The 18,305-nt window shown below is 59.8% G+C and carries 17 protein-coding genes; 11 read left to right on the forward strand and 6 right to left on the reverse strand.

Going from position 1 to position 18,305, the window contains the following annotated elements; translation table 11 throughout:
- The first annotated feature begins 63 nt into the window (after window positions 1–63).
- Entirely contained in the window at window positions 64–651 is a 588-nt protein-coding gene (locus tag Q674_RS35110) for an ankyrin repeat domain-containing protein (protein WP_022993229.1), read from the forward strand.
- A 1-nt stretch (window position 652) separates the two neighbouring features.
- Here the strand turns inward: Q674_RS35110 and Q674_RS35115 are convergent, their stop codons facing one another.
- A complete protein-coding gene (locus tag Q674_RS35115; RefSeq protein WP_023009461.1) occupies window positions 653–1,762 on the reverse strand; it encodes an enoyl-CoA hydratase/isomerase family protein in 1,110 nt (369 codons plus the stop codon).
- A 214-nt stretch (window positions 1,763–1,976) separates the two neighbouring features.
- Between Q674_RS35115 and Q674_RS35120 the strand changes: the two genes are divergently transcribed.
- On the forward strand, window positions 1,977–2,315 hold the full coding sequence (locus Q674_RS35120; protein ID WP_011787058.1) for a c-type cytochrome: 339 nt from the start codon (window positions 1,977–1,979) through the stop codon (window positions 2,313–2,315).
- Window positions 2,316–2,341: 26 nt separating this feature from the next.
- On the opposite strand, the gene ppnN is transcribed toward Q674_RS35120, so the two are convergent.
- Complete coding sequence (ppnN, locus tag Q674_RS35125) at window positions 2,342–3,724, reverse strand: nucleotide 5'-monophosphate nucleosidase PpnN (RefSeq protein WP_011787057.1); 1,383 nt, start codon at window positions 3,722–3,724, stop codon at window positions 2,342–2,344.
- A 122-nt stretch (window positions 3,725–3,846) separates the two neighbouring features.
- Between ppnN and thiI the strand changes: the two genes are divergently transcribed.
- A complete protein-coding gene (gene thiI, locus Q674_RS35130; RefSeq protein ID WP_022993228.1) occupies window positions 3,847–5,301 on the forward strand; it encodes a tRNA uracil 4-sulfurtransferase ThiI in 1,455 nt (484 codons plus the stop codon).
- On the opposite strand, the gene Q674_RS35135 is transcribed toward thiI, so the two are convergent.
- Entirely contained in the window at window positions 5,302–6,315 is a 1,014-nt protein-coding gene (locus Q674_RS35135) for a histone deacetylase family protein (protein ID WP_022993227.1), read from the reverse strand.
- 205 nt (window positions 6,316–6,520) lie between these two features.
- Between Q674_RS35135 and Q674_RS35140 the strand changes: the two genes are divergently transcribed.
- Together Q674_RS35140 and uvrD are read left to right on the forward strand one after the other, a co-directional pair.
- Complete coding sequence (locus Q674_RS35140; RefSeq protein WP_022993226.1) at window positions 6,521–7,969, forward strand: NAD-dependent succinate-semialdehyde dehydrogenase; 1,449 nt, start codon at window positions 6,521–6,523, stop codon at window positions 7,967–7,969.
- A 245-nt stretch (window positions 7,970–8,214) separates the two neighbouring features.
- Window positions 8,215–10,380, forward strand: a complete 2,166-nt coding sequence (uvrD, locus tag Q674_RS35145) for a DNA helicase II (protein ID WP_023009462.1) — start codon at window positions 8,215–8,217, stop codon at window positions 10,378–10,380.
- Window positions 10,381–10,750: 370 nt separating this feature from the next.
- On the opposite strand, the gene Q674_RS35150 is transcribed toward uvrD, so the two are convergent.
- The 3 genes from Q674_RS35150 to arsH form a co-directional block, all read right to left on the reverse strand.
- Window positions 10,751–11,548 carry an undecaprenyl-diphosphate phosphatase gene (locus Q674_RS35150; protein ID WP_023009463.1) on the reverse strand — a complete coding sequence of 266 codons (798 nt, stop codon included), beginning with the start codon at window positions 11,546–11,548 and terminating at the stop codon, window positions 10,751–10,753.
- Between the two features lie 124 nt (window positions 11,549–11,672).
- Window positions 11,673–12,743 (reverse strand): ACR3 family arsenite efflux transporter, encoded by a 1,071-nt coding sequence (gene arsB, locus Q674_RS35155; RefSeq protein ID WP_023009464.1) that lies wholly within the window; start codon window positions 12,741–12,743, stop codon window positions 11,673–11,675.
- Between the two features lie 9 nt (window positions 12,744–12,752).
- Window positions 12,753–13,469 (reverse strand): arsenical resistance protein ArsH, encoded by a 717-nt coding sequence (gene arsH, locus Q674_RS35160; RefSeq protein ID WP_023009465.1) that lies wholly within the window; start codon window positions 13,467–13,469, stop codon window positions 12,753–12,755.
- A 90-nt stretch (window positions 13,470–13,559) separates the two neighbouring features.
- Here arsH and Q674_RS35165 point away from each other — a divergent pair, with 90 nt between their 5' ends.
- From Q674_RS35165 to Q674_RS35190, 6 genes are read left to right on the forward strand one after another with little or no spacing between them, the layout of a single operon-like run.
- Complete coding sequence (locus tag Q674_RS35165; RefSeq protein ID WP_022993220.1) at window positions 13,560–13,916, forward strand: metalloregulator ArsR/SmtB family transcription factor; 357 nt, start codon at window positions 13,560–13,562, stop codon at window positions 13,914–13,916.
- A 45-nt stretch (window positions 13,917–13,961) separates the two neighbouring features.
- Window positions 13,962–14,966: an ArsJ-associated glyceraldehyde-3-phosphate dehydrogenase gene (locus Q674_RS35170; protein ID WP_023009466.1), complete on the forward strand. Its 1,005-nt coding sequence runs from the start codon at window positions 13,962–13,964 to the stop codon at window positions 14,964–14,966.
- A gap of 1 nt (window position 14,967) precedes the next feature.
- A complete protein-coding gene (gene arsJ / locus Q674_RS35175; RefSeq protein ID WP_023009467.1) occupies window positions 14,968–16,179 on the forward strand; it encodes an organoarsenical effux MFS transporter ArsJ in 1,212 nt (403 codons plus the stop codon).
- Window positions 16,172–16,843, forward strand: a complete 672-nt coding sequence (locus Q674_RS35180; protein WP_023009468.1) for an SDR family oxidoreductase — start codon at window positions 16,172–16,174, stop codon at window positions 16,841–16,843. Before arsJ ends, Q674_RS35180 begins: the two co-directional genes overlap by 8 nt.
- Window positions 16,844–16,850: 7 nt before the next feature.
- Window positions 16,851–17,459, forward strand: a complete 609-nt coding sequence (locus tag Q674_RS35185) for an ATP-binding cassette domain-containing protein (RefSeq protein ID WP_036199676.1) — start codon at window positions 16,851–16,853, stop codon at window positions 17,457–17,459.
- On the forward strand, window positions 17,446–18,243 hold the full coding sequence (locus tag Q674_RS35190) for an ABC transporter permease (protein WP_011787040.1): 798 nt from the start codon (window positions 17,446–17,448) through the stop codon (window positions 18,241–18,243). The genes Q674_RS35185 and Q674_RS35190 overlap by 14 nt, the downstream gene beginning before the upstream one ends.
- Window positions 18,244–18,305 lie beyond the last annotated feature (62 nt).

Genomic DNA, 18,305 nt, shown 5'->3' on the forward strand with positions numbered 1-18,305 from the left:
CGATTTAATTCCGGTGACTGGCTGAGCAGAATAGCTGCAAAACGCAAACAAGAGACTTCCGACATGGGCAGGGACGCGAGCAGCTATTTCCACCTGGTATTTTTCCTGGCACTGACGCTGCTGGCCGGATGCAGTACAACCGGGTCAGCACCTGAAACCGGAGAGGCCGATGCCGGCCCGGAGGAACTGATGGCTGCGGTGCGCGCCAATGAGGATCGGGCGGTACTTGAGCTGCTGTCCAAAGGGGTAAGGCCGGATGCCCAGGCCGGAGCGGAGCAAACCCCGCTTATGGTGGCTGCCACCAACGGTAACCGCCGCATTGTCCGGTTGTTACTGGCTGCGGGCGCAGAGGTGAATGCACGCAGTGCCGACGGCAATACCGCGGTTATCCAGGCTGCTGAAAATGGTCATCTTGCGGTGGTCCGGGCCTTGCTGGCGGCGGGCGCCAACGTGAACGTCAGCCAGGGTGGCGAATCCCTGTTGATGAAAGTGGTGGCCAGCGGTGACCTTCTGACCGCCGAGATGCTGCTGGCGGCCGGTGCCGATGTGCACTATCGCCGGGCGGATGGCACCACCGCTCTGGATCTTGCCCGCGCCAGCAACAATCAGGATCTTGAAATGCTGCTGGTGCAGGCGGGCGCCGCCCGCTGATTCAGAGGCTGTCCAGCATCATTGGGTCGGTCGTGTCATCCCACACCGGCTGAAAATGCCGTTCAACCACCTCTTGCGGCACTTCGGCAACCGAGGCGTAAGACCACTCTGGGGCGCGGTCCTTGTCTACCAGCAGGGCGCGAATGCCCTCGGCCAGATCGGGTCTCCGGGTGCACTCTTCGGCCATGGCCAGCTCCATACGGAACACATCTTTCAACGACATCTGCTGGCCTTTCTGTATCTGGTGCCAGATCAGCCAGGCGGTGACCGGGCAGCCGGTCTTCAGGGTATGGATGCACGCCTGCCACCAGGGGTCGGTACTCTCCGAATTCCCCAGTTTTTCAACGATGGCCGGTAGCTCATCGCCTGCACTCAGGCGTGCGATGGTCTGTTCGTGCTGTTCCAGGTGCCCCGGAGCCAGCGTGCGGTAATCCAGCGCTTCCAGCTGGTTCAGCAGGCGGAACAGGCGGTTGTCGTCGGCGGCGGTTTCACCGCTCCAGCGTTCCTCCTGTAGCCGTTCAAGCAAGGCGCTGCTCTGGTCTGCTTCGATCACCATATCAGCCAGGCCCACTCGCAAGGCGTCGGCGACATTCAGTCGAGCGCCAGTCAGACCCATAAACAATCCGAGCCGTCCCGGGAGGCGGTTCAGGAACCAGCTTGCGCCCACATCGGGGAATAGACCGATGCTGATCTCGGGCATTGCCATGGTGACATTCGGGTAGATTAACCGGTAACGGCAGGCCGCCAGCAGGCCCAGGCCCCCGCCCATGACTATGCCGCCGGCCATGCCCACCACCGGCTTGGGGAACCGGTGCAGGGTAAAGTCGAGACGGTATTCCGCCGCAAAGAAACGCGCGGGCGCGGCTTTGTCGCCATCGCCTGTCAGTGCCGGGTACAGGGCCCGGATGTTGCCTCCGGCACAAAACGCCCGGTCTCCCGCCCCCTGCAGAACCACCAGGCAGATACGGGAATCCTCGGCCCATTGCGCCAGCGCCTGCTGCGCCTGGTTGACCATCTCCTCGGTCAGGGCATTGAGTGTGCCCGGCTCGTTCAGGGTGAGCAGGCCGATGTGTCCTTCCCGGCAGGGGAGCTCCTGTACCTCAACTGGCATGGCTTGGTTCTCCGGTGGTATCTCTGATTGGGTATTTGTGGTTTGTTCGTACTGTCGTTTACTACGCTCAGGCGTAAAAGAGGACTATGGTCGCACGAAAGTCCTTGATCTATCACATTTGAGCTCACGGGCGGGTGTGCTATAAGTGAAACCTGAGTTACTGACCGGTTTTATGCCGGAATGTGAACGTTAAAACGATGAGAGGGTTAACACAATGAATCTGAAGCATCTTGCAGTAGCGGGGCTGTTCGCAGCTGGCGCGATGGTACCGGTCGCTTCCATGGCCGCGGGTGACATCGAAGCTGGTAAGGCCAAGGCCGCCGTTTGTGCCGCGTGCCATGGCCAGAACGGTATCTCTCAGGTGCCCATCTATCCGAACCTGGCTGGCCAGAAAGAGCAGTACCTGGTTGCAGCTCTGAAGGCGTACAAGGCAGGCCAGCGTCAGGGTGGACAGGCTCCGGTGATGCAGGGTCAGGCCACAGCCCTGAGCGATGCTGACATTGCCAACCTGGCAGCTTACTACGCCAGCCTGCCGGCCGACGGCGGCAAGTAAGACGTTGTGTTTGTCAGTGTTGCGGCTCAGGCCGCACCACTGACAATGCGATAGCTCGGACGGTAGGCTGAGGATCCGGGTAGCTTCATCCGGTTCTGCGCCACGAACTGCTCCAGCATGGCCTCCAGAGGCTTGATCAGCGTCGGGTCGCCGGCAATTTCAAACGGCCCTTTCTCCTGCACCTGCCGGATTCCGCTTTCCTTCACGTTACCCGCCACAATCCCGCTGAACGCTTTGCGCAGATTCGCCGCAATCAGGTGAACCGGTTGATCGCGATGCAGTTCCAGGGCCCGCATGTTGTCATGGTTCGGCTCGAACGGTAGCTGGAATACCGGATCTATCTTCAGCATCCAGTTGAAGTAGTAGGCATCCTGCATGGCACGGCGGAAGGTCTCCACGTCTTTCATGCCCTGCTTCATGGTCTGGGCGACCCGTATCGGATCATCGATGATGATCTCGTATTTGCTGGCAGCCTCATCGCCCAGGGCGTTGCGGATAAACTTGTCGATCATTTCGAAGTATTCGGCATTTTCCTGGCGGCCGGTAAACACCACCGGGAAAGGCAGGTCAACGTTGTCCGGGTGCAGCAGAATGCCGAGCAGGTACAGAATCTCCTCTGCGGTGCCTACGCCGCCCGGGAATACAATCACACCATGGCCACAGCGAACAAAGGCCTCGAGACGCTTCTCGATATCCGGCATGATCACCAGCTCGTTTACAATCGGGTTCGGCGCCTCGGCACCGATAATGCCCGGCTCAGTAATGCCGATGTAACGGCCATTCTTCACCCGTTGCTTGGCGTGGCCGATGGTGGCGCCTTTCATCGGGCCTTTCATGGCGCCCGGGCCGCAACCGGTGCAGATACTCAGGCCGCGCAGCCCCAACTGGTGCCCGACATCCTTGCTGTACTGGTATTCGTCGTGGCTGATGGAATGGCCGCCCCAGCACACCACCAGGTCTGGCTGACGCCCCGCCTCCAGTACCCTGGCGTTGCGCAGAATGTGGAACACCAGGTTGGTGAGGTCTTCGGGGTTGTCTTTGCGGAAGCCGGCCACGCTGTTGGGCAGGGAATGGCTGTAAACGATATCGCGCAGTACAGAAAACAGGTGCTCCCGGATGGCACGTAGCATTTCGCCGTCCACAAAGGCGTGGCCGGGCGCATTGATCAGCTCCAGTTTCAGTCCCCGGGGCTGGGGCACCAGCCGTACATCGAAGTCGGCGTGGGCTTCCATCAATTCCTTACAGTCGTCGGTTTCGACGCCGGTATTGAGCACGGCCAGTGCACACTGACGGAACAGGCGATACAGACCACCCTCGCTCTTGTCCTTGAGCCGGTTTACCTCGTAGTTGGAAAGGATCTCGAGGCTGCCCTCGGGGGAGACCAGGGCATTCATGGTGGTTTCAGTCATCGGTGGTGAAGCTCCTGATGGTTTCGGCAATGACGGATTTTGAGCCAGTTTGGCGAAAGGGTACACTAAGGCCTTTCCGGCTTTTACGCCACCCGACGTTATTCCGATCAAAGTCTTTTTTTATGAAATTGCTGATTCGTCCCGCCCCTGAAGTGGCTATCAAGAGTAAACCCGTTCGCCAGCAGCAGATGCGCCAGTTGCGGCAGAATATCCGTAAATTACTGGCCCGTCTGGATCCGGAGATCCGTGTGGATGGCAGCTGGGACCGGGTGGATGTGGATGTGCCCGATGGCCGCAGCCTTGCCGGCCCGGTGATTGATGAGCTGGTGCGCATTCCCGGCATCTCGACCATTCAGGAGATCGGGGTGTTTCCGTTTGTCGATCTTGACGATGTGGGCGAAAAGGCGGTGCAGGCCTATGCCGAACGCCTGAAAGGCAAGACGTTTGCCGTTCGCGCCCGCCGCCATGGCGATCATGATTTCCGTTCCATTGACCTTGAGCGTTCAGTGGGCGCGGCGTTGTTGCAGGGCTCCGACGCCAAAGGCGTAGATCTGAAATCACCGGATTTGGAAGTTCGTATTGAGGTAAAGGACGACAGCTACCATATTGCCCATCGTCGCCATGAGGGTCTTGGCGGTTATCCGCTGGGGACGGTGGAAACGGTGATGACGCTGATTTCCGGCGGCTACGACTCGTCGGTGGCTGCCTACCTGATGATGCGCCGCGGCATTCGCAGTCATTATCTGTTCTTTAATCTGGGCGGTGCGGCCCATGAAGTGGGCGTGCGCCAGGTGGCTCACTATCTGTGGGAGCGTTATGGTTCGTCCCACAACGTCAAGTTTATTTCTGTGCCGTTTGAGGGTGTGGTCGCTGAGATCATGCGCTCGGTCAACCATCGCCACTGGGGTGTGGTGCTCAAGCGGATGATGCTCAAGGCCGCAGCCGAGATCGCCCGGGATTACAACGCCTCGGGGCTGGTGATGGGCGATGCGGTGGCTCAGGTCTCCAGCCAGACCTTGACCAACCTGAATGTGGTGGACCGTGCCAGTGATGAGGTGGTGCTGCGCCCGCTGATTGCCATGGACAAGCAGGAAATCATTCGAATTGCCAAGGACATCGGTACCGAGCCGTTTGCCCGCAACATGCCGGAGTATTGCGGCGTGATTTCCAGCAAGCCGGTCACCCGTGCCAAGCTGCATCGCGTGGAGGAAGAAGAGGCGAACATGGACCCGGCCGCCCTGGCCGATGCCATCGCTAACCGCACCGACACCATGGTCAGCCAGCTCCTGGACAGCACCCAGACGCCGGAAGAGGTGGAGTTGATCCAGACGCCGTCGGTAGATGACGTGATTATCGACGTTCGCCACCCGTCTGAAGAAGAACGCTCGCCACTGACCCTGACCAACAACGACGTGCTCAAGATTCCTTTCTACGAGTTGAATCAGCAGGTGGCGGAACTGCCGGGCAACCGCCAGTACCTGCTGTACTGTGACCGGGGCACCATGAGCCGCATGCACGCCGGCCACCTGAAGGCTGAGGGGCATGGCAATATCAAGGTGTATGCCCCGGCGGTCTGATCAGCCCTCCAACCCCTTGAAAAACTGCTGGACGTTCTCGCTGAGGGCGTCCAGGTCATACCCGCCTTCCTGCACCACCAGCGTGGGTAAGCCCAACTGACGAAGGTGCGTACTCAGCCGACAGAAGCCTTCGGAAGTCACCGAAACTTTCGCCTGCGGGTCGTTCTTGTAGATATCGAAGCCCAGGGTCAGGATCAGCACATCCGGCTGGTACAGGCGAATGGCGGCCAAGGCTTCATCCAGTTTCGCGAAGAAATCGTCCTCGCTGGAGCCGTGGGGCATGGGCAGGTTGATGTTGTAGCCATAGCCTTCTCCTTCCCCACGTTCGTCCTCGAAGCCGCTGACCACCGGATAGAAATTGGTGGGGTCGCCGTGGATGGAGATGTACAGCACGTCGCTGCGGTCGTAGAAGATCTCCTGAATGCCCTGGCCGTGATGCATGTCGGTGTCCAGGATCACCGTTCGCGGGAACCTGCTCTTCAAGTGCTCGGCCGCGATGGCGGCGTTGTTCAGGTAGCAGAATCCACCGGCGGCATCCTTGCGGGCGTGATGGCCTGGTGGCCTGCACACAGCGTAGGCGTTGCGCTCTCCGGCGATCAGCGCGTCGGCGGCACCCAGGGCGGTCTGGGCCGACCAGTAGGCCGCTTTCCAGGTATTCTCGCCAATGGGGCAGCTGCCGTCTGCCAGGTAACAGGCGGCTTCTGCCAGGATGCCCCGCATGGCGTTGGGGGAACGTACGAAAATATTCGACATTACCTCGTCGCCCCAGTCTTCCATTTCCATCCAGCGCCGGTGGGCGGATTCGAGGAATCGCAGGTAACCCAGGTCGTGCACCTTGGAGATCGGGCCGGCGCCCTGGTCGGCCGGCTGCAGTACCGGGATGCCCATGGCTTTCAGGCCTTCGAGCATCTGGCCGGTGCGATCAGGCACCTCCTGAGGCTGGCGCATCTGGCCTCGGGTGAAATACGTCTTCGGGACGTGCAGGTCCTGCGTCGGATGAAAAAATGCTTTCATGAATCCGTCTCCTTGGGGTGTCAGGGAGAGCCTGTAAAAACTCTCCTTCGAGTATAGGCAGTCACCCGCCCGGGTCAAAAATGACGGCCAGGAAATCTCCCCCTGACTTTACAGGCCGCCACTCAGGATCCACTATGAAAGGCACGCGTTGCTTTTGAACTCCGCCCCGGTCCGGGGCGTCACCAGTCATGCAAGAGGAGCCGAGATGATCGAGTCACCACTACTGGAAAACCTCACAGGCTACATTGGCGGGCGCTGGAAAGACTCCGCCGGCGGTGCAACGTTCGACGTTTACAACCCGGCCACCGGCTCGGTGATTGCCAAGGTGCCGTCGATGCCGGAGGAAGATGTTGTGGCAGCGGTGGAGGCTGGACAATCAGCGCTCCGGCTCACCAATCCCTGGCCGATTGAAACCCGCCGCAAGTGGCTGGAGGATATTCGTGACGGCCTGAAAGAAAACCGCGAAGAGATTGGCCGCATCCTGTGTATGGAGCATGGCAAGCCCTGGAAAGAAGCCCAGGGCGAGGTGGATTACGCCGCCGGTTTCTTCGATTACTGTGCCAAGCACATCAGCGCTCTTGATTCCCACACGATTCCGGAAAAGCCCAAGGATTGCACCTGGACGGTTCACTACCGGCCTGTGGGTGTAACCGGGCTGATTGTGCCCTGGAACTTTCCCATTGGCATGATCGCCAAGAAGTTGTCGGCGGCCCTGGCGGCGGGTTGCCCCTCGGTCATCAAGCCGGCCAGCGAGACACCGCTGACCATGATCGCCTTTTTCAGCGTGATGGATAAACTCGACCTGCCGGATGGCATGGTCAACCTGGTGATGGGTAAGGCCAGCGTGATCGGCAAGGTACTGTGTGAACATAAAGATGTACCCATGCTCAGTTTCACGGGCTCTACCGAAGTGGGCCGCAAACTGATCGTAGACACCGCCGAGCAGGTGAAGAAGCTGGCACTGGAGTTGGGTGGTAATGCCCCGTTCATCGTCTTTGACGATGCCGACCTGGAGGCCGCCGCCGATAACCTGATTGCCAACAAATTCCGCGGTGGCGGCCAGACCTGTGTCTGCGCCAACCGGATTTTTGTGCACGAGAAGGTGGCGGATGCCTTTGGCCAGAAGCTGGCCGAACGTGTGAGCAAGATGACCGTCGGCGACGGCATGAACGATGGCATCGACATTGGGCCCTTGATCAACAAGCAGGGCTTCGACAAGGTGAAGCGGCACCTGCAGGACGCCCTCGACAAGGGCGCCAGCCTGGTGGCTGGCAAACTGCCAGCGGAACTGGGTGATGGCCTGTTTTTCCCACCCACGGTGGTGCAGGGCGTGGACCGGGAGATGTGCTGTTACCAGGAGGAGACCTTCGGTCCGTTGGTGCCCATGGCGCTGTTCCGGACCGAGGAAGAAGTCATTGATGCCGGTAACGACACGGAGTTTGGCCTGGCCTCGTACGTGTTCACCGCCGATGCCGAACGTGCCCAGCGGGTGGCCGCCGGCCTGCGGTTTGGCCACGTGGGCTGGAACACCGGTACCGGTCCAACCCCGGAGGCGCCGTTTGGCGGTATGAAAGCCTCGGGTATTGGCCGGGAAGGTGGTCTGGAAGGGCTGTTTGAATTTGTGGAAGCGCAGACTGTACCGAGAGGCTTCTGACGGTGGAGGGTAAGCTCTCACCAAAAGTCTGATAGCGCAGGGGCAGGCACCTCTCTCCAGGACACGCTACAAGCACGTCCCTGTGCGCTTGACTGTGGCCATCCATGGCCACAGACAGTCCTGGAGAGAGGTGCCTGCCCCTGAGCGATGCCCCGAATCTAGAGGGCCCCCGCTTGCAAAGAAATCCCGATATTCTCCTGTTATACTCCATCTCCTGTTTATTTAACCAGTAAAAGCCAGGTGCTATGGACGTCTCCCACATTATCGACTCCCTGAACGACGCCCAGCGTGAGGCCGTCACCGCTCAGAATGACCATTTACTGGTGCTGGCCGGTGCCGGCAGTGGTAAAACCCGGGTGCTGGTGCACCGAATGGCATGGTTGATGTCGGTTGACCGGGTGCCGCCCACCTCTATTCTTGCGGTGACCTTTACCAACAAGGCCGCCAAGGAAATGCGTTATCGCGTGGAGCAGATGATGCAGATTCCCACCCGTGGCCTGTGGATCGGCACCTTCCACGGCATTGCCCACCGATTGTTGCGTTCCCACTGGAAAGACGCCGGCTTGCCGGAAAACTTCCAGGTGCTGGACAGCGACGATCAACTACGGTTGATCAAGCGGGTGATGCGGGAAAACCGCATTGATGAAAGCCAGTGGCCGCCGAAACAGGCCCAGTGGTTTATCAACAGCCAGAAAGATGAGGGCTTGCGGGCGGATCATATTCAGGAGAATCCGGGCGATCACTTCACCAATACCATGCTGAAGATCTACCGCCAGTACGAGAAGCTCTGCCAGCAGGGCGGCCTGGTGGATTTTGGTGAACTGCTGCTGCGGTCCCACGAACTCTGGCTGCATCGTCCGGAATTGCTGAGTCACTATCAGCAGCGCTTCCAGCACATACTGGTGGACGAGTTCCAGGACACCAACACCATTCAATACGCCTGGCTGCAGGTGCTGGCCAGCAACCGGGTGCCGCTGACCGTGGTGGGCGATGATGACCAGTCCATCTACGGCTGGCGGGGCGCCAAGATCGAGAACATACAGCAGTACCAGCGAGACTTCCCCAACGCACGGCTGGTGCGGCTGGAGCAGAACTACCGTTCCACCAAGACCATTCTGAAAGCCGCCAACTCGGTGATTGCCAACAACCAGGGCCGATTGGGCAAGGAACTCTGGACTGACGGGGTGGAAGGTGAGCCGATCAGCCTGTACGCCGCGTTCAACGAGCAGGATGAAGCCAATTATATTGCCGATTCCATTTCGGCCTGGGTCAGCGAGGGCAATCTGCGCAGCGAGTGCGCCATTCTCTATCGTTCCAATGCCCAGTCCCGGGTGCTCGAAGAAGCCCTGATGCGCCAGGGTATTCCTTACCGTGTTTACGGCGGGTTGCGGTTCTACGACCGTCAGGAAATCCGAAACGCGCTGGCTTACCTGCGCCTGGTGCATTACCACCGGGACGATGCCGCCTTTGAGCGGGTGGTGAATATTCCCACCCGCGGCATTGGTGCCAAGAGCCTGCAGGAAATTCGTGAATACGCCACCGGCCAGGGTATTTCCCTGTGGGAATCGTCCGAGCGGTTACTGGCCGCGGGCCAGGTGAAGGGCCGGGCGAAAACGGGCCTGCAGCAGTTTATGGAGATCATCAACACGCTGTCTGAAATGGCGGGGCACGCTTCCCTGCAGGGGCTGATGAAGCAGGCCATAGAGTCCAGTGGCCTGAAGGATTACCACGCCAGTGAGAAGGGCGAGAAGGGTCAGGCCCGGGTGGAGAACCTGGAGGAACTGGTCAGCGCGCTGGCGGATTATGATGTAGAAGAAGGCGTAGATCCGCTGGCGGAGTTTATTGCCCAGGCGGCGCTGGATGCCGGCGAATCACAGGCCGATGCCCATGAGGACAGTGTGCAGTTGATGACGCTGCATTCGGCCAAGGGGTTGGAGTTTCCGATGGTGTTCCTGGCAGGCGTTGAGGAAGGTTTGTTCCCGCACAGTATGTCGCTGGAGGAGCCCGGGCGCATGGAGGAAGAGCGCCGCCTGGCTTATGTGGGCATTACCCGGGCCATGAAGAAGCTGGTACTTACTTACGCGGAATCCCGTCGGTTGTATGGTCAGGAGAAGTTTCACGCACTGTCCCGGTTTGTGCGGGAGATCCCGGGGGATTGTCTGCAGGAAGTGCGGTTGCGTAATACGGTGACGCGGCCGGCGATGGTGGAGCGACCGAATGAGAGTCTGTTTGCCCAGGATTCGGCCCAGCAGTCTGGCTTCAGTCTGGGCCAGCGGGTGCGCCATCCCAAGTTTGGCGAGGGTATCGTGATGAACTCCGAGGGTACGGGGCATCATACGCGGGTGCAGGTGAATTTCGATGAGGGTACCAAGTGGCTTGTTTTGGCTTATGCGCCTTTGGAGGCCTGTTAAGCGGTTGAGTTAGAGTCATGCAGCCTTCGAGTATGGAGGTGGCATGTCGGTGGGCACGTCTTTCCAAAAAGCGCTCGAGCCCTCCATGGGCGCTTGTGTTCCGCCATCCCTGGCTCCACAAATTTTTGGAAAGACGTGCCCACCGCCATGCTCTGACGCTTCTGCAATCTGCAATAGCCCATGATCTTTGATTTCTTGGAAGGCTAGCTCAGAAGTTCGGGGCAGGTATCGGGGTGTGCCTCCCAAAAATGTGTGGAGCCATGGATGGCGGAACAGAAGCGCCACAGGGATGTGCCGCCAGGAGCGGTTTTTGGGAGGCACACCCCGATAGCTGCCTGACTCCAAGGTCAGCAATTCAAACTGCAGACGGTCACATCAAGACGGCGTAGATTACACCCGCCAAAATGATCCGGTAGATCACATACGGCCACATGCCCACCTTGTTGAGCCACTTCAGGAAGAAGTGGATGGCGGTAATGGCCATCAGGAACGAGGTGACGCCGCCGATCAGGAAGCCATTCCAGTCCACGATCACGTCGGATGTTGCCACTTCCAGCAGTTTTACCGCCGACGCCAGCACGATAATCGGAATCGCCAGCAGGAAGGAAAACCGCGAGGCGGTTTCCCGGGTCATGCCCAGGAACAGGCCCGCGGTGATGGTGACGCCCGAGCGGGAGGTGCCGGGGACCAGAGCCATGGCCTGGGCGATGCCGACGATAACGGCGTCTTTCCAGTTCAGGGAATCCATGGTGCGCTGGCGTTTCGGCAGCCAGTCGGCAATGCCCAGCAGGATGCCGAACACCAGGGTGGTAAAGAAGATTACCGACGCGCCGCGCAGTTCGTTGTCAATCATGTCGAGCAGGGCCAGGCCGGCGAGGCCCGCCGGGATGGTGCCGATCACCAGATACCAGGCCAGGGCGCCCTGGCCGACGATTCTGCGCTGGCCCATGGAAATCAGGCCGTCCCGGGCGATGCCGAAGACATCGCGGCGGAAGTAGAGCACCACGGCCAGCAGCGTGCCCACGTGGACCGACAGGTCGAAGCCGACGCCCTGGTCTTCCCAGCCAAAGAAGGCAGGGGTCAGGATCAGGTGGGCGGAGCTGGATATGGGCAGGAATTCGGTCAGTCCCTGGAGGAGGCCAAGGAAAAGGGCCTGGAAAATATCCATTCTTTTAATTCCGGTCGGTGGTGCTGATTAACGGGTTCGACGCTCGAAAAACGAGCGCGATATTAGCAGGGTGGTTGTCGGCTGAACAGGCGCGGATAGCGACGCGCCTGTTCAGCTTAATCGTTCAGGCCGGGAACTTGTCCCGGGTGTTATTGGCGATGCGCACCAGGGCGAGCATCAAGGGCACTTCCACCAGTACGCCCACCACCGTGGCCAGGGCCGCGCCCGATTGCAGGCCGAACAGGGCAATGGCCGCCGCGACCGCCAGCTCAAAGAAGTTGCTGGCACCGATCATGGCTCCTGGGGCGGCGATGCAGTGGCGCACCTTCCAGAGCCTGGCCCAGCCGTAAGCGAGCAGGAAGATAAACACAGTCTGGATAACCAGTGGCACCGCAATCAGCAGTATGTGCAACGGATTTTGCAGAATGACTTCACCCTGGAAGGCGAACAGCAAGACCAGGGTGACGATCAACGCGGCAGGCGTCACCGGGCTGAGGCGTTTCATAAATACGTTGTCGTACCACTGTTCGCCGTGGCGGGCGATCAGGGTCCGGCGGGTCAGGTAGCCGGCGGTGAGGGGAATCACGATGTATAAGACCACCGACAGAATCACCGTATCCCAGGGCACCTGGATGTCGGAAATCCCCAGCAGGAAGACCACAATGGGCGCAAAGGCGAACAGCATGATGATGTCGTTCAGGGATACCTGCACAAGGGTATAGGCGGCATCGCCTTTGGTCAGATAGCTCCAGACAAACACCATCGCTGTGCAGGGGGCGGCGCCCAGCAGAATGGCGCCGGCCAGGTATTCGCTGGCCAGTTGCGGGGCGATCCAGGGCTCGAACACCACCATCAGGAAGAACCAGGCAATGGCGAACATGGTGAAGGGTTTGATCAGCCAGTTCACGATAGTGGTGATAGCGAGGCCCTTCGGCTCTTTTCGCACCCCGACCACGGCGCTGAAATCGATCTGCGCCATCATCGGGAAAATCATCGCCCAGATCAGGATGGCGATAGGGATGGACACCTGGGCGTATTCAAAGCGGGACAGGGTCTCGGGAATCGAGGGGGCAAGCTGCCCGATAGCTACACCGGCCACAATGGCCAGTGCCACCCACACGGAAAGGTAGCGCCCGAACAGGTCCAGGCCGCCGTCAGTGGTTTCAACCGGGTTCACATCGCTGTTACTGCTCATGGCACACCCTTAAATGGAACGTTGGTTCACACGTTTCGACAGTTCTTCGGCGCTTTCCTTGCGTTCGGAGTAGCGGTCGGTGAGGTAATCACTGCGGTCCCGTACCAGCAAAGTGAATTTTATCAGCTCTTCCATGACATCCACGATGCGATCATAGTAAGGCGAGGGCTTCATGCGATCGTTGCCATCAAATTCCATGAAGGCTTTGGGCACCGAGGACTGGTTCGGAATGGTGACCATGCGCATCCACCGGCCCAGCACCCGCAGCTGGTTAACTGCGTTGAATGACTGGGAGCCTCCACAAACCTGCATCACTGCCAGGGTTTTGCCCTGTGTCGGCCGAACCGCACCCAGGGACAGCGGTATCCAGTCGATCTGGGTTTTCATGATGCCGGTCATGGCGCCGTGGCGTTCCGGGGAGCACCACACCATGCCTTCACTCCACTGCACCAGTTCCCGCAGTTCCTGAACCTTGGGGTGGCTGGCGTCTTCGGCATCCGCCAGGGGCAGGCCGCGGGGGTTAAAGATACGGGTTTCCGCGCCCATGGCTTCCAGCAGGCGGGCGGATTCTTCCACCGCCAGGCGGCTGAACGAGCGTTCGCGCAGGGAGCCGTATAGCAATAGAATCCGGGCTGGATGCTCGGAGGCCGGGGCCTCGAATACCTTCGATGCCGTGGGAGCATTGAACAGCTCAGCTTTAATATTGGGAAGATCCGCGGTTGGCATGTTGATCGTCGATCCTTTACGTCATCACTGTGTCACACTAATATGCGAAAAACTGCATATTCGAATAAGCGTATATATTGGTCGGTAAATATGAAAGGTCAAGCCCATTACAATCCGATGACCCTGTTCAAGGCCCTGGGAGATGAACTCCGGCTTGCGGCCACGCTGTTGATCCACCGTCAGGGTGAGTTGTGCGTGTGCGAATTGATGGCGGCGTTTGAGGCGCCTCAGCCAAAAGTCAGCCGCCACCTGGCATCGCTGCGTGAAGCTGGCTTGCTGGAAACAGAGCGCCGGGGCCAATGGGTCTATTATTACCTTAGTCCGCACCTGCCAGACTGGATGGTGCGGGTGCTGGAGGAAACTGCCGTTAACAACCCGGCACTGATTAAGCAGCCGCTGGCCAGATTGCAGGCCATGGCGGATCGCCCGGCGGTGCAGTGCCCCTGATCCTTTATCGCACATGCGGATCGCGAAGGTCGCAAGGAGAACATCATGAGCAAGATCAAATTAGGCATTAACGGGTTTGGTCGCATTGGCCGGCTGGCGCTGCGGGCGGCCTGGGGCTGGCCAGAGTTCGAATTCGTCGCCATCAACGATCCCGGCGCGGACACCCACACGCTGGCGCACCTGTTGAACTTTGACAGCGTACACGGCACCTGGAGTCGTGAAGCGATGGCCGATGGTGACGATATGTTGATTGACGGCCAGCGCATCCGGGTAACCCATAACAAGGCCATCGCCGAGACCGACTGGTCCGGCTGCGACCTGGTGATCGAAGCCAGCGGTGTGAACAGGAAGGTGGCTGTGCTGCAGGGTTACCTGGATCAGGGTGTCAAACGGGTGGTGGTCACCGCCCCGGTGAAAGAGCCGGGTGCGAAGAACATTGTCATGGGTGTGAACGAAGACATCTTCGACCCCGCCAACGACCGCATCATCACCGCGGCCTCCTGCACCACCAACTGTCTGGCGCCGGTGGTGAAGGTGATCCACGAGAAACTGGGCATCAAGCACGGCTCGCTGACTACGATTCACAGCCTGACCAACACCCAGACCATCATCGATGCGCCCCACAAGGATCTGCGCCGGGCCCGGGCCTGTGGTAGCTCGCTGATCCCCACCAGCACGGGTTCCGCCACGGCGATTATCGAGATCTTCCCGGAGCTGAAAGGCAAGCTGGATGGCCACGCGGTGCGGATTCCGCTGATCAATGCGTCACTGACCGATTGCGTGTTTGAAGTGGAAACGCCGACGGACCGGGATACCGTCAACCAACTGTTGAAAGAGTCGGCTGAGGGCGAATTGAAAGACATTCTGGGCTACGAAGAGCGCCCGTTGGTGTCCATCGACTACAAAACCGACCCCCGCTCTTCCATCGTCGATGCCCTGTCCACCCTGGTGGTCAACGGCACCCATGTGAAAATCTACGCCTGGTATGACAACGAATGGGGCTACGCCAACCGCACCATCGAACTGGCACGCAAGGTTGGCCAGGCCTGATATGAATGCCGCCATTCGCCAGTACCTGGTGATCACCGGCAACTACTGGGCCTTCACCCTGACCGACGGTGCCCTGCGGATGCTGGTGGTGTTGCACTTTCACCAGCTGGGCTACTCGCCCCTGGAAATCGCCCTGTTGTTCATCTTCTACGAGTTCTTCGGGGTGGTGACCAACCTGGTGGGCGGCTATCTCGGCGCCCGCATGGGCCTGAACCGCACCATGAACATCGGGTTGTTCCTGCAGATTGTTGCATTGGCCATGCTGGCGGTGCCGGCCGCCATGCTCACGGTGCCCTGGGTGATGGCGGCACAGGCGTTGTCGGGTATTGCCAAAGACCTCAACAAGATGTCGGCCAAGAGCGGTATCAAGCTGCTGGTACCGGATGAGCAACAGGGCACCCTGTACAAGTGGGTGGCGATTCTCACCGGCTCCAAGAACACCCTGAAAGGGGTGGGATTCTTTCTGGGCGGCGTGTTGCTAATGGCCGCCGGGTTTACCGGTGCGGTAATCCTCATGGCGGTAGCGCTGGGGCTGGTGTGGCTGGCCAGTCTGTTCCTGCTGGGTCAGGACCTGGGCAAGAGCAAGGCCAAACCCAAGTTCAGCGAGATCCTGTCCAAAAGCCGGGCCATCAACGTGTTGTCGGCGGCCCGGATGTTTCTGTTCGGCGCCCGGGACGTGTGGTTTGTAGTGGCGTTGCCGGTGTACATGGCCACGGTGTTCGGCTGGGACCACTGGAAAGTTGGCGGCTTTATGGCCAGCTGGATTATCGGTTACGGTTTTATCCAGACCCTTGCGCCCAGAATCACCGGCCACGCCAACGGTAAGTCCGGTGCCGTGATCTGGGCGGCAGTGCTGGCGTTGGTTCCTGCCGCCATTGCCGGGGCTCTGTTGGCCGGTTGGTCGGCACAGGTGGTGGTGATTGGCGGTTTGCTGCTGTTCGGGGTGCTGTTTGCCATCAACTCCTCGCTGCACAGCTACCTGATTGTCAGCTACGCCCGGGGTGACGGCGTATCGCTGGATGTGGGGTTCTATTATATGTCTAACGCCGCCGGCCGGCTGCTGGGCACCATTCTCTCTGGCTGGGTGTACCAGGCCTACGGGCTGGAAGCCTGTTTGTGGATTTCCGCTGCCCTGGTAGCCACAGCGGCAGCGTTGTCAGTATGGTTGCCGGAACGAGCGGAGAAACCAATAGGAGAAAAAGGCTATGTCTGATTCCAATGTGGTGGTCATTACCGGTGCCAATCGGGGTATTGGTCTGGAGCTGGCCCGGCACTATGCCGCTGAGGGCTGCGAGGTCATTGGCGTATGCCGACAGTCCTCGGAAGAGCTTGCCGGTGTGGCGGGTCAGGTGATCGACGGCGTGGATGTCACCACCGATGCCGGCATCGATAAGCTGAAATCCAGTCTGGCGGGCAAGCGTATCAGCTTGCTGATTAACAACGCGGGCCTGCTTCAGGACGAGCAGCTGGGCGGTATCGACTTCGACTCCATTCGCACCCAGATGGAAATCAACGCCTACGCGCCACTGCGCGTGGCCGAAGCCCTGGCGCCTCTGATGGGGCAGGGCAGCAAGATTGCCAATATAACCAGCCGGATGGGCTCTATCGCCGACAACGACTCCGGCGGCCGTTATGGCTATCGGGCCTCGAAGGCTGCGCTGAACGCTTTCGGAAAATCCCTGGCGGTGGATCTCAAACCCAGGGGCATTGCCGTGGCGCAGCTGCACCCCGGTTATGTGAAAACGCGAATGGTGAACTTTGGCGGGCTGATCACGCCGGAGGAGTCTGCCAGGGGGCTGGCCGAGCGCATTGCCAATCTGACTCTGGAGAACACCGGGTCGTTCTGGCACAGCAATGGTGAGGAACTGCCCTGGTGACTTGGCTTTGACCGGGCTGTTGTTGCAAGGGGTCAGCGTTGGCGCGCTGAGTGAAGTAACGCTGACCGTTCCCGGCGGACAGGTAGTGTGCCTGTCCGGTGCCTCTGGCAGTGGCAAGAGCCGGTTACTGCGCGCGGTGGCCGATCTGGAGCCCCACGGCGGTCAGATTTCTCTGGATAACCTCAATCAACAGAGCGTACCGGCACATCAGTGGCGGCGCCAGGTGGTGATGGTGCCGGCGGAAAGCCAGTGGTGGTTTGATGAGGTAAGCGCCCACTTTCCCGAGGGGGCTGGTGAGCGTTTGCCTGCTGCTCTGGGTTTCCCTGCCGAGGTGATGGACTGGTCGATCAGCCGGTTGTCCTCCGGTGAGCGACAAAGGCTCGCGTTGTGGCGGGCCCTGGTTCTGGAACCAGACGCGCTGCTGCTGGATGAACCGACCGCCAATCTGGATAACGAATCGACAGAGGCGATCGAACGCTGGCTGTTGCAGGAGATTGAACAGCGGCAGATCGCCACTTTGTGGGTCGCCCATGATTCCGCCCAGATTCATCGGGTAGCCAACGTTCACTATCGGATTCGAGGATCCGCACTGGAGCCTGTCCATGGAAGTGATTGACCTGGCCTGGTGGAAGCTGGGCCTGGCGGCCTTGTTGGTACTGGCGTTGGCAGCGACGGCTTACCTGGGGCGGCTGGGGATCACCCGCAGCCTGTTGGTGGCGGCCATACGAACGGTTATTCAGCTGGCTTTGATTGGCCTGGTACTGGAAGCCCTGTTTGCCTCTTCCGCCTTCTACTGGATTGCGCTGCTGGCGGCGGTCATGCTGCTGGTGGCTGGCCGGGAAGTGGTGGCGCGCCAGGGCCGACGCCTGAAAGGCGGGTGGGCGTTCGGGATCGGCACCGGCGCGATGTTCGTGTCGTCATTTACCGTGACCGTGCTGGCACTGGCGGTGGTGATTGGTCCGGAGCCCTGGTATACCCCTCAGTATGCGATTCCTTTGCTGGGTATGATGCTGGGCAACACCATGACCGGGGTCAGCCTGGCTCTGGATCGTCTGAATGATTCGGTCTGGCGCCAGCGGGCGGTAATCGAGAACCGGCTGATGCTGGGCCAGACCTGGCAACAGGCACTGGAAGACATCCGTCGGGAAGCCATGCGCAGTGGCATGATGCCCTCCATTAACGCCATGGCAGCAGCCGGCATTGTCAGCCTGCCCGGCATGATGACCGGTCAGATACTGGCGGGCAGCCCGCCCGCGGTCGCCGTTAAGTACCAGATATTGGTTATGCTGATTATTACCGTCGGCACGGGGTTTGGCGCGGTGATGGCGGTCAGTTGGGGAGGCCGGCGGCTGTTTGATGACCGGGAGCGCCTGCGGCTGGATCGTTTAACCAAACCGTGACCGGGCACCAAAGTCGCATGGGGTCTCAGTCGGGTTTCGAGCTAGGCTTGGTTTTACGGTAA

Origin of the sequence: Marinobacter sp. EVN1, assembly GCF_000475375.1 — a bacterium.
GTDB classification, from domain to species: Bacteria; Pseudomonadota; Gammaproteobacteria; order Pseudomonadales; family Oleiphilaceae; genus Marinobacter; species Marinobacter nauticus.